The organism is Arcicella sp. LKC2W (assembly GCF_034931005.1).
Classification (GTDB): domain Bacteria; phylum Bacteroidota; class Bacteroidia; order Cytophagales; family Spirosomataceae; genus Arcicella.
Genome location: NZ_JAYGIN010000006.1, coordinates 13103 through 27287, shown reverse-complemented (window position 1 = coordinate 27287; position 14185 = coordinate 13103). Strand labels below are relative to the sequence as shown.

12 protein-coding genes are annotated in these 14185 nt (G+C 34.3%); 4 read left to right on the top strand and 8 right to left on the bottom strand.

Annotated elements, in window-relative coordinates:
• Positions 1-160: 160 nt before the first annotated feature.
• The gene (locus VB796_RS06975) at positions 161-5023 is read left to right on the top strand and encodes a C25 family cysteine peptidase (RefSeq protein ID WP_323345800.1); all 4863 of its coding nucleotides are present in this window, start codon (positions 161-163) and stop codon (positions 5021-5023) included.
• Between the two features lie 74 nt (positions 5024-5097).
• Positions 5098-5949 carry a type IX secretion system membrane protein PorP/SprF gene (locus VB796_RS06970; protein WP_323345799.1) on the top strand — a complete coding sequence of 284 codons (852 nt, stop codon included), beginning with the start codon at positions 5098-5100 and terminating at the stop codon, positions 5947-5949.
• Between the two features lie 48 nt (positions 5950-5997).
• On the opposite strand, the gene VB796_RS06965 is transcribed toward VB796_RS06970, so the two are convergent.
• Positions 5998-6513 (bottom strand): collagen-like protein, encoded by a 516-nt coding sequence (locus VB796_RS06965; RefSeq protein ID WP_323345798.1) that lies wholly within the window; start codon positions 6511-6513, stop codon positions 5998-6000.
• Between the two features lie 261 nt (positions 6514-6774).
• On the opposite strand from VB796_RS06965, the gene VB796_RS06960 reads away from it, so the two are divergent.
• Together VB796_RS06960 and VB796_RS06955 are read left to right on the top strand one after the other, a co-directional pair.
• Complete coding sequence (locus tag VB796_RS06960) at positions 6775-7971, top strand: sensor histidine kinase (RefSeq protein WP_323345797.1); 1197 nt, start codon at positions 6775-6777, stop codon at positions 7969-7971.
• A gap of 35 nt (positions 7972-8006) precedes the next feature.
• Positions 8007-9509 (top strand): hypothetical protein, encoded by a 1503-nt coding sequence (locus VB796_RS06955; RefSeq protein WP_323345796.1) that lies wholly within the window; start codon positions 8007-8009, stop codon positions 9507-9509.
• A gap of 78 nt (positions 9510-9587) precedes the next feature.
• Here the strand turns inward: VB796_RS06955 and VB796_RS06950 are convergent, their stop codons facing one another.
• The 7 genes from VB796_RS06950 to VB796_RS06920 form a co-directional block, all read right to left on the bottom strand.
• On the bottom strand, positions 9588-9989 hold the full coding sequence (locus tag VB796_RS06950; RefSeq protein WP_323345795.1) for a hypothetical protein: 402 nt from the start codon (positions 9987-9989) through the stop codon (positions 9588-9590).
• Between the two features lie 227 nt (positions 9990-10216).
• Positions 10217-11437 (bottom strand): alanine dehydrogenase, encoded by a 1221-nt coding sequence (locus VB796_RS06945; protein WP_323345794.1) that lies wholly within the window; start codon positions 11435-11437, stop codon positions 10217-10219.
• A 117-nt stretch (positions 11438-11554) separates the two neighbouring features.
• Positions 11555-11989: a tRNA (adenosine(37)-N6)-threonylcarbamoyltransferase complex ATPase subunit type 1 TsaE gene (tsaE, locus tag VB796_RS06940; protein ID WP_323345793.1), complete on the bottom strand. Its 435-nt coding sequence runs from the start codon at positions 11987-11989 to the stop codon at positions 11555-11557.
• 9 nt (positions 11990-11998) lie between these two features.
• Positions 11999-12412, bottom strand: coding sequence for a putative toxin-antitoxin system toxin component, PIN family (locus VB796_RS06935; protein ID WP_323345792.1), 414 nt, complete (start codon positions 12410-12412; stop codon positions 11999-12001).
• The gene (locus VB796_RS06930; RefSeq protein WP_323345791.1) at positions 12412-12639 is read right to left on the bottom strand and encodes a hypothetical protein; all 228 of its coding nucleotides are present in this window, start codon (positions 12637-12639) and stop codon (positions 12412-12414) included. Before VB796_RS06930 ends, VB796_RS06935 begins: the two co-directional genes overlap by 1 nt.
• Positions 12640-12696: 57 nt before the next feature.
• On the bottom strand, positions 12697-13617 hold the full coding sequence (locus tag VB796_RS06925) for a sugar phosphate isomerase/epimerase (protein ID WP_323345790.1): 921 nt from the start codon (positions 13615-13617) through the stop codon (positions 12697-12699).
• A gap of 19 nt (positions 13618-13636) precedes the next feature.
• Positions 13637-14095 (bottom strand): hypothetical protein, encoded by a 459-nt coding sequence (locus tag VB796_RS06920; RefSeq protein WP_323345789.1) that lies wholly within the window; start codon positions 14093-14095, stop codon positions 13637-13639.
• Positions 14096-14185: the final 90 nt, after the last annotated feature.

Genomic DNA, 14185 nt, shown 5'->3' with positions numbered 1-14185 from the left:
AAAAGCAATATACTCAAATTTCACTTACTAAAATATCCAGTATTGTGAGTATTTACAGAAAAAATATGATTATGATAAAACATTTTCAGATAAATATCTCCAACTGTTTTATTTGTTTCTTATAAAATGTAAACTTTGGGAATTCAAAAAACTTATACGTATGCTACACAATTTTTACACAAAAACATCAATCAATTTACTCTACTTTTTAACAATCATTCACCTCTCTACTAATGCACAAAGCACTGGTAATGAGTGGATTAATTATAATCAGCAATATTTTAAAATTAAAATAACGCAAAAAGGAATCTACCAAATTAGTTATGATGAACTAAATTCTTCTGGATTTCCGACTACTATAAATCCTCAAAAAATACAAATTTTCAGAAATGGAAAGGAACAAGCCATTTTCATCAAAGGTGAAGAAGATAAACAATTCAATAATGATGATTTCATTGAGTTTTATGCAGAAGGAAATGATGGTTCTTTAGATTCCTTACTTTATACTCCTGCAAAATCCCAACCACATCAATATTATAGTTTATTCACTGATACAGCTTCATACTTTTTGACCTATCACACTGATAATCAAATTGGTAAAAGAGTAAAAACCTTACAAAAAACAAATACAAAAAATCTAAAACCTGAGTTTTTTCACCTCGAAGAAAATCTGCAATTATTTACTTCATCATATTCAGAAGGACAACCAGAGCCAATTGGAACGTCCTTAAATTCGGGAATTTTAAATAGCAATTATTTGTATGGAAAAGGTTGGACAGGAGAAATCAAGAATCCCAATTCATTCGTAAATTTTGACTTCCATCTTGAAAATGTTATAAAAATAGATTCCTTAAAACCAACATTAGAAATCCTATTTGCTGGTCGTTCGGCAGGCAAACATTCTATTGAAACTTGGTTTAATGAAGGTTCAAAACAAAGATTAATTGATACGATTTTCTTCAATAATTATTTCACTTACAAAACTTCTAAAATTGTAAATTTCCAAGATATTGACAATAATAGATTCCGATTTTCAACACGTTCAATTACTTCATTAAATGACCAATATTCCGTATCATATCTAAAACTGACTTACCCACAAAGTTTTGATATGAAAGGCACAACAGAAAAAGTTTTCAACCTTTATCCAAGTGCTTTGCCTGAACGCTTTATAAGTATTCCAAATACTCCTTTGGGCGTGCAATTATATGACATTTCAGATAAAAACAATATTCAAAAAATTGGTTTTACTCAAAAAGAAAATGGTCTTGAATGTATAGTTTTGGGCAATCAGTTTTTAGCAACCAATCAATTCCAAAAAGTTAATTCAATTGAATCTGTCAATTTCAAAAACATCAATAACTCAAAAGCCAACTACCTAATAATCAATCACAAATCATTATCAAAAACAGTAAAAGAATATGCTTCTTATCGGGCTTCAGTTCAGGGTGGAAAATATGATACGCTGAGTATAGAGATTGATTTACTGTATGATTTATTTACTTACGGAGACAAAAATCCATTAGCTATCAAGCGTTTTTTGAATGATAAGATGCGTAATTCAAAACCACAATTTGTCTTTCTAATTGGCACGTCAAGTTATCCACAAAAAGCCAGAAAAAATTTAACAGAATATCAAAATGACTTAATTCCAAATGTGGGTTTTCCAAGTGCTGACGTACCTTTTGTGATGGGATTAAATGGTACTGAACCTAATTTTATGAGTCTTGGAATTGGGCGTTTGGCAACAAATAATCCACAAACTGTTTTAGATTATTTAAAGAAAGTTAAAGAACATGAATCGTCCCCAATGGACGCACTTTGGCGGAAGAAATCGTTGAAAATGTCGGGAGGCAGAACACCTTACGAAATCACCACTTTTAAAGACTATGTGAACGACTTTAAGCACATTTATGAGACGGGATTTTTGGGCGGAAAAGTGGATTTATTGACTAAAAAAACCGATAATCCTGTGGAATTTATTAACGTAACCGAACGAGTAAATGAAGGTGTGGGCATGATTACGTTGTTCGGACACGCCTCTTCTGGGCAAGCGGATATGGACATTGGTTATTGTTCCAACGAACTTTTAGGCTACAAAAATAAAGGCAAATATCCTTTCATTTTGGTGAATGGTTGCGATGCTGGCGATTTATTTGGCTCTCGTTCTTCCTTCGGAACAGACTGGATAAACACGCCCGATAAAGGGGCAATTTTATTCTTGGCACATTCCAATTTGGGTTATCCATCAGTCTTAAAAACGTATTCTGACGAAATTTACAACACACTTTTTACCGATTCACTCTTCGCTGATAAACCTTTCGGAACAGTCATGCGTGAAAGTGTAAATCGTTATTTAAAGAAATACCCCAATAGCATTTACGAACTGGCTACGGCTCAACAACTGACTCTTCAAGGTGACCCTGCAGTGGCACTATTTCCAACACAAAACCCTGATTATGAAACCAATAGCTCATCAATTTTCTTGAAAAATGTGGATATAAATTCACCTCTCAACAGCAATGCAGATTCGTTGAAAGTTGGAATTGTGATTAGTAATTTAGGACGAATTTCTTCTAAAAAGTTTAACCTAAAACTAACTCGAATTTATGCGAATGGTATAGTGGATAACTTTGAAAAGCTCAATATAAATCCTATCAATTTTCAAGATACTGTTTATTTGAATATTAAAAATGATAAAAATTTAAGCATTGGCAATAATCGTTTTGAAGTAAGTTTAGACCCTGATAATCAAATCATTGAAACGAATAAAAGCAATAATTCAGCCGTTTTAGAATACAATTTCCCGAGTGCCAACATAAGCGTTTTATCGCCTCGTGAATTTTCAATTGTCAATCAAAAAGAGGTGAATTTTATTTTACAAATTCCACAAAACAATAATTTATCCGTGATTATTGAATTGGATAGTTCTAAGAAATTCACTTCCAATTTTAAGAAAAATTTTACAGAATTAGCAACTTCTTTACTTTATTGGAAAACCGATTTATTAGAGAAAGATAGCGTAGTTTATTATGTTCGGACTAAGTTTGCCAACGAAAATACTTGGACAGAAAGTTCATTTATTTACATCAAAAATGGCACAGAAGGATTTGCCCAAAGTAGCATTCCACAGTTGATGAAAACCACTACCGATAATCAAATTTTATTGGAAGAATCGGGTTGGGAATTCCCTTCATCTTCTTTGAAAATATCTGCAAAAATTTACGGTGGCAATAGTGGAATTCCACGCCCACATTTGGCTAACTCACTGATTATTAACAACAAACAACTAATAGGAAACGGCATTTGTTATCCTTGGAACAACCTCAACGCCATTGCTTTTAACCGTGCCTTACGCCCATATTCGGTCATTCCTTCATTGGTTTGTGGCTATACGCCTTACTCGGTAAACTACCTTTCTACCGATGCAAAATCAACCGATTTAAGCGATTATTTAAACGCTACCGACACAGGAAATTACGTCATGCTTTGGAACTCAGGCTATTTATATTACGATAATTTTTCGTTTGAAAACCTCCAAAAACTACAAGAAATAGGCGTTGATTTAAGTAAAATTGAAAAACTTAGTCATGCCAACGGCTCACCTTTTTTAGTGATTGGTCGGAAAGGAGCGAAAAAATCATTATTAGCATTATTCCCAGATTTTGACAAAAATCCATCGGGAGAAATTTTGACTTTGGATAATTACGAAATCAAAGACCAATTTAATGAAGGTAAAATTACTTCGCCACTTATTGGACCTGCTTCGGAATGGGGTGATATTTCTTTGAAAATTCAGCAAGAAAATTTGCAGTCTTTTTTCTACGATATTATTGGCGTAAATGCACAAGGAGAGGAAACGATTTTACAGAAAAATATCAATAGTAATTCGCTCAAAATCAACAGAATAGACACTAAAATATTTCCATTTCTAAAATTAAAACTTACTCTAAAAACAAGTGAAGAATTTGGGAAAACGCCACAATTACAATCTTGGACGGTGACTTATAAAGGTGTTCCAGAAGGTATTATTGATGTTAATAACTCCTCAAAAATTACGGATAAACAAGAATATGAAAATTTTACGGCAGACGTTTGGTTTAAGAATATTTCGGATAAAAACTTCAAAGATTCTATTACACTAAGACAGGTTTTATCAAATCGTTCATTGGGGAAATCACAAACTAAACTATTCAAAATCAAAGCTTTAAATACATTGGATTCTGTAAAAATTAGCATTCCAATCCAAACCGCTGGGTTCGTTGGTGATAACACGTTAAGTTTAGTTTTTAATCCACAAATTCAACCCGAACAGATTTATAATAATAATTCTATCGACTATCATTTCAGTGTAATTCCAGATAAAATCAACCCAATTCTCAGTGTTACTTTCGACGGTCGGCAGATTCAAAATAATGAAATTGTTTCGGCAAAACCATTGATTCAAATCAGTTTGAAAGACGAAAATCTATTCAGAATTAGAACTGACACGGTAGGCTTAGAAATGTCGCTAAAATCGTGTAAAACTTGTTCTTTCAAACGAATACATTTTAGTAATTCCGATATTTCTTGGAAGGTAAACTTTATAGACAACAATTTCATTATCAAATATTTACCTCAAAATTTAAAAGAAGACACGCTGACTTTACGAGTGCAAGGAAAAGATTTGGCAGGGAATTTGGCAGGAAATCAATCCTATCAAATTTCATTCAGAATTGTGCAGAAAAACGAGTTGAAATCTTGGTTGGTTTATCCCAACCCTTTTGAGTTTTTCACTAAGTTTTCGTTTACAATAACAGGTACAGAAATTCCTAAAAATTACAATCTTGCAATCTATAACGAACAAGGTTGCAAAGTAAAAACGCTTGATACTGCAACTCAACTTTTACACATTGGAATCAACGAATTTATTTGGGACGGCACAGATTCAACAGGTAAGAATCTTACATCAGGAACGTATATTTATCGATTACACGTAAATGATGTAAACCAAAATAGCGGTAAAGTAATGATTTTGAGATAAGTTAAAATAAATGGCGTTTTTCAACGTTTCCAGTAAAATTACGTATTAAAACATCCTATATCTCAACACTTTATATGAAAAAGCATCTACGATTTACACTCATTGTGTTTGTTCTATTCGGTTATAAAACTTTAGCTCAGCACTACATTTATGCACCGATGGCACTCAATCCTGCTTCAACAGGTAATTCTGAAAATCTTAGAATTAGCACTAATTACACAATCGTCAAAGATTATCAAAGTTATTTTTTATTTACGGCTGATGCTCCTGTGACCAAAAATGGGAACCTTGCTCTTGGCATACAAGCAAATGTTTATAAAAATAACGAAGTTGCTTATTCTTTGGCTGAACAGAAATACTTTGTTGGTAGTATTGCTTACCGAATAAAAATAAAAGAGGATAACTATTTAGCACTTGGTGTACAAGGAATGGATATTTATAATAAAACTAATGGCGACTACGCTCCAAATAGTAAGATATATAAAACATTACGAATGGGAGTTGGAGCTAATTTTTACGGAAAAAGAGGAGAATTTGGCATTTCAATCCCTTATTTTCATGAAGATTCAAGCCCTTTTAATATTCATGGAAGTTTTGTTTCAAATAATTTAGGGAAAAATGCACACTTAAAGATTTCAGCAGTAGTTTATCGCCCGTACCAAATATATTATGGGCAAAGTAACCAACAATCAACCTTTCTTGATTTAGGTACAACATTATATTTCAAGAATTTAGGGCTTGGGGTTTGGGCGAATAGAATCACAGAAGGCTCTTTAATTTCAACTTATGCCGTTGACTATTCCTTCAAAGATAATCTAAAATTGGGCTTATCTTTTACCCCAAAAACGCCTTATCAAATAATTCAAATTCATGCTAAGTATGATTTGAAGATTTACAAAAGAGACATTATACGAAGATATTTCTAAAACAAAAAGCTCAAATACGACCTATTTGAGCTTTTTGTTTTAGAAATATCAATCAGGAATATTATAATATTTTTTCACTTCTTCATAATTTGAAAAATCTATGGCTGAACTCCGTCCTCCCGCTACGCCACCAGGAATAATGACATAACGAAATTGCTGATTTGTAAGCAAATAACTCGCTACAAGTTCTATTTTGCCAACATAAAAGCGTTGGTGAATTGTATAGGTTGTTCCACTGATTACTTGAGCATAAGGTAAACTTACCACTCTCCCCGACTCACTCCAATACACCCTAATATCTGCTTTATCTAAAACTTCTTGTGTAATTTTGGGAGCGGAAATATTTCCTAAATACAGTCCAGGACTTCCAGAAAAAGAGGTAGTTATCCAAGGAGAGTAAATAACATTGGCTGTTCCTGTTGCACCCGTTGCTCCCGTTGCCCCTGTTGCTCCTGTTGCTCCCGTTGCTCCAGCAGGTCCAACTTCACCTTTTTCTGTTTTACAAGCAACAATAAATAAAAAAAAGGTAGCTAATAAACTTAGCGATAATATGTAATTCTTCATGTTTGCACAATTAAGAGTTAAAACTAATTTTAAGCTTCAATCCGAAAAATTAGTTGTCAATGTAATACAACAATAAACAATCCAATATTTTATTTTTTTCAATTACAAGAATTTATGTATTTTACGTTAATCATGTAATAGTTAAACGATTTGCGAAAAGTAATTAGTGTAATTGCTACATTTCTTAAAAGAGGATTTTCCTCCATTTTTAAAACTAATTTTATGATTACCTAAATTAGTAATCAAAACAATGAATACTCTATGATTTTAACCGTTGATATTTATAGCCGTAATACTTGGTGGAAAGCTGCATTTTTGTTTTTTTGTGTACTTGTGGGAGCAGCCTCTTTGTACATTACTGACAAATTGGTGAGTAAATTAGAAGAACGTGAAAAACAACAAATTGAATTGTACGCTGAGTCATTCAAATACACCATGACCAGTGACCCAAACCAAGATGTAAATTTTTTCTTTGATAAATTTAAGCAAGCCAACGAAAATAACACCATTCCTGTGATTTTGAAAAATGGAACGGGTTATCTCGAATCCAACAATATAGAAATCCCAAAGGAACTTTCATCCAAAGAAAAACAAGCGTTTTTGAAAGAAAAATTAGACGAAATTATGAGAGATGACAATGTTCCTATTGAGTTGGACATGGATTTCCATAAAGAATATATCTATTATGGGAACTCTCAACTGCTCAATATTTTAAGATACTACCCTCTTTTTCAACTACTTATCGTTTTAATATTTGGCTTTGCGGCTTATTTATTTTTTGATGCTTCGAGAAGGTCGGAACAAAACCGTGTTTGGGTAGGTTTGGCAAAAGAAACCGCCCATCAATTGGGAACGCCATTATCTTCATTAACGGCTTGGGTTGAATATTTCAAAACAGACCCAAGTTTTGACCCTGAAATCGTCAAAGAAATCGAAAAAGACGTTCAGCGATTGGACGTAATCACGACTCGTTTCTCAAATATCGGTTCAGTTCCTGTCTTGAAAGATGAAAATGTGGTAGAAACCATTGAAACGTTCATGTCTTATTTACAGAAAAGAATATCGACAAAAGTCTCCTTTACCCTTGATAATCAGCTACAAAGCAACAAAACACTCAAACTGAATCGTTATTTATTTGAGTGGGTAATTGAGAATATTTGTAAAAATGCCGTTGATGCGATGGAAGGCGTTGGGGCTTTAACAGTTGTATTAAAAGAATTGAAAAACGACCAAATTGCCATTGACATCACCGACACAGGCAAAGGCATCGCCAAAAAGAATCTAAGTAAAGTTTTTAATCCAGGATTTAGCACTAAAAAACGGGGTTGGGGTTTAGGATTAACACTTGCCAAACGTATTATTGAGAATTATCACGCAGGGAAATTATTTGTCAAACATTCAGAAGTAAACAAAGGAACTACGTTCAGGATTTTGTTGGGAAGTGGTGAGACTGAATAAAAACCGTAACTTTGTGAACCTTATCAAATAATCAAATGACCAAATATTTAGAAACACTCAATCTTAAAAAAATCTTATTACTCGGATTATTTTTCAGGTTATTAGCCATCATTTTTTCCAAAGGTTACGCCTTTACTGACGACCACTTTGAAGTAATAGAAATCACTCAAAACCTATTAGATGGCTTAGAAACGCCATTTCCAAACTTCCCAAAAGGTACCATTTATTTGTTCAGTTTGGTTTATCCTGGAGTTCATTACGTTATTTTTGGATTATGCGAATTCGTGGGAATATACAATCCAGAAGTTAAAATGTTTGTGGGTCGTTTAGTACATGGTTTGTTCTCATTATTAACCATTTATTACGGTTACAAAATCACAGAACGCCTGACTAATCGTGCTAATGATGCCAAAATTGTGGGGCTTTTATTAGCCATTTTCTGGGTTTTACCGTTCTTATCAGTACGTAATTTACGTGAACTCGCCTGCGTTCCTCCACTTTTGATTGGCTGTTATTATGCCCTTGAAAAGAACTTAACTACAAAACATATTTTATGGTCGGCTTGGTGGTTTACTATTGCTTTTGTGTTTCGTTATCAAATAGTTTTTATTCCTTTTGTAGTTGGACTCAATTGGCTTTTGAGCAAACAAAATTGGCAAAAAGCTCTCATTTTTGGAGTTTTGATGGGCGTATTTTTCATGCTTACACAAGGACTTTTAGATTATTTTTATTGGGGAAATCCATTTGCATCTATCCAAGCCTATATCGAATATAATAGCGATTCAACTAATATTTCGGCTTATCCAAATGGCCCTTGGCACCGTTATATTGGTACAGTAGCAGGTTTATTTTTAGCATTTCCGTTTCTTTTGTTATTGGCAGGATATTTCAAAACGGCTACACAAGGCGGTTATCGGGCAGTTTTCTTTTGGGCATCGTTGTTCTTTTTTGCTTTTCATTCATATTATGCCAACAAGCAAGAACGTTTTATTATGCCGTTTTTGCCCTATTTTATCATTTTAGGAACGATTGGATTTAGAGATTTATATGAACAATTTAGTGAGAAAAAATGGCTTCAAGGATTTACAAAATTTGCCATTATTTGGGGTTTAGTGTTGAATACCATTCTGCTTTGTGTTTTGTCGGTAACTTATACAAAACGTTCAAGAGTTGAGAGCATGAATTATCTCCGTGAGAAAGGAGATTTGAACAATTTTGTGCTTCAAAACTATGAGTTTTCACAACCAGAAGCTCCATTTTACCTACAAAAACGCTACGATTATTACACGGTAGATACGCACGAAAAAATGGCAGATTTGCCTAATCAGTTGAAATTAGGCAAAAAAGTAAAGCCAAATTATATTATTTTGGTAGGGAATTCTGACTTAGAAAAGAGATTGGCAGAAATGAAAGCGGTATTTCCAACGATGGAACACGAAATAGATATTGAACCGAGTTTGGGGGATAATATTGCGTATTTACTGAATCCGTCGCATAATCATAATGAGACATTTTATATTTATAAGATTAGGGATTAGTAGTCAGGTTTTAAGTGTTAGTTTTTGGGCTTCAGGTATTTTCTAACACCTAAAAACCAAAAACTAACACCTAAAATATCAATCCTCTGGAAAAGGAATGTAGATAAAACTGGCAAAATCTTTATCAAGTACAAAAAGACAACAAAATTCGTCTGGGTCTTTATAGCTTGATTTAAAAACTTCGATATTTTCCTCCGCAATAATCTCTCTCTGCACAAATTCCTCCATCATGGAAGCATGATAATTCCACTGATTTTCACTCATTTCTCCAATTCCGATTAATCGCTGTCCAACGGCAACAGGAGTTTGAGAAACGGCAAAAACTGGATATTTAGAAAAACCTCTCGTCCTGATTTGATAAGATGCTTCCTTTAAAAACTCAGCAACCAACGCAAAGTCAGTTGAAATAACACCCAAATATTTACCATTCAAATCTGGTGAATTGGGAGCATTAGATATGGCTTGATAATCTTCTAACATAATTTTAGGGGTTAGGATTTAGTAATTAAAATTTAACGGAACTATCAACTATTTGTCGCAGACAAATTTAGACCACAGATTGAACGGATTTCACAGATTTACACTGAGAAGCACAGTCAGAAAAAATAAAGAAAAATCAGTGAAAATCAGTACAATCTGTTTCATCTGTGGTCTATCGTTTGTCTCGTGACAAACCATTTATAGTTCCGAAATTTAATACCAAAATCCTAAAAACGTGCTGCACTTAATAAACTTAAATCCTTATAATTCATGCCAAATTTTTTGGCGATAATCGCATTGGTAACGCTTCCTTTGTGAGAGTAAACACCTTTCATAAAGGATTTGTTCGCAAAGATAGCTTCTTCAATTCCGCCTGTTTTGCCTGTTTTCAAGAGAAAAGAAGTGAAAATATTACTCAACGCTTGGCTGGCTGTATGCGCCACTCGTGATGGAATATTAGGTACACAATAGTGAATCACATCATATTTACGATAAATAGGATTATCATGCGTAGTCATTTCTGACGACTCAAAACAACCACCTTGGTCGATACAAACATCAATCACCACCGAGTCAGGCTTCATCAAAGAAACCATTTCTTCGGTTACGATACAAGGTGTAAAACCATCTTCAGCTCTTAATGCCCCAATCACAACATCAGCCTCTATAATCGCTTGTGTAAGCGTATTTGAGTCAATAATACAGGTATAAATATTTTGTCCAACAGAATATTTTAGTCGTTGAAGTTTGAAAATATCTTTATCAAAAACTTTTAAATCTGCTCCCAAACCAATGGCAATTCGGGCAGTGTATTCAGAAACCGTTCCAGCTCCTAAAATCACCACTTTAGTGGGTGGCACACCCGTAATTCCGCCTAAAATTACGCCCATTCCATTATTGGCACTGCTCAAACATTCGGCAGCAATCAACATGACGGTACTTCCTGCAATTTCAGACATGGCTCTGATAATTGGCATTCCGCCCACATTGTCTTCAATGTATTCGTAGCAAAGACCTGTGATTTTTTTTCGGTTCAATTTCTCAAAGTATTCCTTTGTCATTCTTGGAAGATTCAACGAAGAAATAACCGTAGAGCCATTTTTTAAATATTCTATTTCAGCATCCGTAAGCGGTTGAACTTTCAAAATAACATCGGCATGAAAAACCTCTTCGGCAGAATAAGCAATGGTAGCTCCTGCATCCGAATATTGCGTATCAGTAAATTTTGCGGCTTGTCCTGCACCTGTTTCAATCAAAACTTGGTGTCCATTACGTACCAAAAGACCAACAGCATCGGGCGTTAATGAGATACGGTGTTCTTGCATGGAAACCTCACGAGGAAGACCAATAAAAAGACTTTTGGCATTTTGTTTTGTCCAAACCAATGCTTCTTGAGGCATTAATCCCGACTGGGCAAGCACTTCTTTAAAACCTGAGGGGTGAGGCATAATTTGATTTTAGCGTTTTGATAATAAGCGAAAAGCGATTTGCGATAAGCGAATATTACAACCGACCAACTTCTCTGATTTTGTAGTAATGTATTTCCGTTACTGCATAAAAATACGTTAAACCCCTACTTTTTCCAAATTTACAATTCTTCCACCATCTTCTTGTACCTGAATCTCTATTTTTAAGTATTTGGTTGGTAATAGATTGGCAATTTTTGAAGGCCACTCAATGAAGCATCTTTCACCCGAATATAAGTAATCTTCCACGCCAATATCCATGGCTTCATCTTCGTTTTTGATTCGGTAAAAATCAAAATGATAAATATTTTCGCCACGTTTGGTAACGTATTCATTCACTAACGAAAAAGTCGGACTCTGGACGTGACTCGTTACCACTAACACCTCACAAATTGCTTTAACGAGCGTAGTTTTCCCCGCTCCCATCTGTCCTTCAAAAATCCATACGGGTGTTTTTTGTCCAAAATCAATAATAGATTTGGCAACGGTTTTAATTTCTGATAATGAATTGTATTGTATTGATTTTGTGTTCATTGTGGTTTGTCAAATAGATACTTTTAGGATTTCCATAAAATCATCTATCGAAATAATATTAACTTGTGGAAAAGGAATTTCTTTCAAAACATTGAAATGCCCATCATTTGTTACAATAAAATCTGCATTACTTGCAATAGCACAATCTACAAACTTATTATCATCGGGGTCATTTTTGATAAGTTCAAAAGCGAAATAACGAGTGATTAATACTGAATTAGCAGCATTTTCAATTACTTCAAGTGTATTAGTCGCTAAGAATTGACTGGAATATTTTGAAAGGATTTCTGCATATTCATCTAATATTTCAGTAGTTACACAAATTTCATAACGTTCTTCGATAAAAGATTTAAAAATGAGATGATACGGGGAACGGTCAGAAACCGAAACCAATAAAATATTAGTATCTAAAACTATTCTCATTATTTTTTATAAGGTGTCCGCAAATGACTGCTTAATAATTCTTGAATTTTAGCATTATCCCAACCTTCATTATCCCAAATTTTATTGGCTTCTTCGATAGCTTTTTCTGCAAAATATTGGGTTATTATCACCTTAATATTTTGCCAATCTGCTACATCAACAGGACGAGCAAACATCTGGAGAAGTTCCAACTGAGGTTCTGAAAGGGGGGCTTGTATCTTTGTCATGTTGCCTTTATTTTAAACAAACTTAGCTTTTTTCAAGTAAAAAATCAAGTTAAATAACTACCCTAAAAACTGATTCAAATAGTTTCTTGCCGTTAAAATCGCAGATTCTACATCTTCTGGTGAACCTTCGTAGGCTTTGTCTTCTACCTCAATGACAACTGGACCTCGGTAGCGAACGTCTGTCAAAGCGGCAAAGAATTTCCCCCATTGAATATCCCCTAAACCTGGCAATTTCGGAGAATGATATTCTAATGGATTTGCCATAATTCCCACTCGATTCAGTTTGTCGAGATATACTTTGGCATCTTTTAAATGGATATGATGCAAACGCTCACGATAATCATAAATCGGGCGAGTGTAGTCCATCATTTGCCATAGTAAATGCGATGGGTCATAATTTAAACCCAACGTTGCCGACGGAATCATGTCAAACATTTTATCCCAAATTGCTGGGGTCGTTGCTAAATTTTTCCCGCCTGGCCATTCGTCATTGGTAAAAAACATTGGACAGTTTTCAATACCGATTTTCACGTTTTCTTCTTCCGCCAACTTCACAATATCAGTCCAAACTTCTTTAAATTTATCCAAATTGTAAGCGACATTTTTCTGTGGGTCACGTCCGATAAAAGTATTTACAACGGGTACACCCAATTTTGCTGCCCCTTTGATAATCTTCTTGATATGGTCAACATAAACATTTGCCTTTTCCGTATCTGGGTCAAGTGGATTTGGATAATAGCCTAAACCTGAAATAGTTATATTTTTATCGGCAGTATATTTTTTGATATACGCCACTTGACTATCATCTAAAGCCTCCACGTTGATATGGCTTACACCTGCGTATCTGCGAGCGTCTGCGTTGTTGGCAGGCCAACACATAATTTCAACACATTTAAAGTTTTTCTCCGAAACAAAGTCGATAACTTGTTCAAAAGTACGGTCGGCTAAAATAGCACTTACGAGTCCGAGTTGTAACATTTTATTTTTTTTCAAATTATCAATAATCATAGTCAAGTCCCAACACATTTTTCAATTCTATCAAAGCGGGATTTTTCTCTGCTAAAAATCTAAATTTATCGGCTTGAGTATAAATCAAACTTTGGTTTTCTTGTTCCATTACGGTGGTTTCCAACTGTATTTTCGAGTTTTGAAGCGACTTCCGAAGGTACGTTATCATTTCATTTCTCAATGTTCCCGTTACTTTTTCCAATTGGATTTCATTATCGACCTGCAATTGAATAATAGTGCCTTCTAAGGTAAATTTTCGGTTGAAAATCACATATTCAGTCATCCGATTTTCCATTTGCAAATCATTCGTAAACCTGCTCCAAGCAAGCGTTAATTCATCAAATGTAAAAGCCTTATTCTGCTGAATAACAGGCTCTTGCACTTGAGAAACTTGCTGAACAACCTCTTGTTGAGCCAATGGTTTAACTATCGCTGAGGTACTTCTCAATTTCCCAATATTTGGAACTGGAGGAGATTGGTTATTGGTTACTGGTAATTGGGAATTAGGAGTTAGGACTTGGTTATTGGTAACTGGTAA

What these genes read in the sequence shown, in the direction of transcription:
- VB796_RS06975 (WP_323345800.1), top strand. Translation starts at nt 161, where the DNA reads ATGCTACACAATTTTTACACAAAAACATCAATCAATTTACTCTACTTT.
- VB796_RS06970 (WP_323345799.1), top strand. Translation starts at nt 5,098, where the DNA reads ATGAAAAAGCATCTACGATTTACACTCATTGTGTTTGTTCTATTCGGT.
- VB796_RS06965 (WP_323345798.1), bottom strand. Translation starts at nt 6,513, where the DNA reads ATGAAGAATTACATATTATCGCTAAGTTTATTAGCTACCTTTTTTTTA.
- VB796_RS06960 (WP_323345797.1), top strand. Translation starts at nt 6,775, where the DNA reads ATGATTTTAACCGTTGATATTTATAGCCGTAATACTTGGTGGAAAGCT.
- VB796_RS06955 (WP_323345796.1), top strand. Translation starts at nt 8,007, where the DNA reads ATGACCAAATATTTAGAAACACTCAATCTTAAAAAAATCTTATTACTC.
- VB796_RS06950 (WP_323345795.1), bottom strand. Translation starts at nt 9,989, where the DNA reads ATGTTAGAAGATTATCAAGCCATATCTAATGCTCCCAATTCACCAGAT.
- VB796_RS06945 (WP_323345794.1), bottom strand. Translation starts at nt 11,437, where the DNA reads ATGCCTCACCCCTCAGGTTTTAAAGAAGTGCTTGCCCAGTCGGGATTA.
- tsaE (WP_323345793.1), bottom strand. Translation starts at nt 11,989, where the DNA reads ATGAACACAAAATCAATACAATACAATTCATTATCAGAAATTAAAACC.
- VB796_RS06935 (WP_323345792.1), bottom strand. Translation starts at nt 12,412, where the DNA reads ATGAGAATAGTTTTAGATACTAATATTTTATTGGTTTCGGTTTCTGAC.
- VB796_RS06930 (WP_323345791.1), bottom strand. Translation starts at nt 12,639, where the DNA reads ATGACAAAGATACAAGCCCCCCTTTCAGAACCTCAGTTGGAACTTCTC.
- VB796_RS06925 (WP_323345790.1), bottom strand. Translation starts at nt 13,617, where the DNA reads ATGTTACAACTCGGACTCGTAAGTGCTATTTTAGCCGACCGTACTTTT.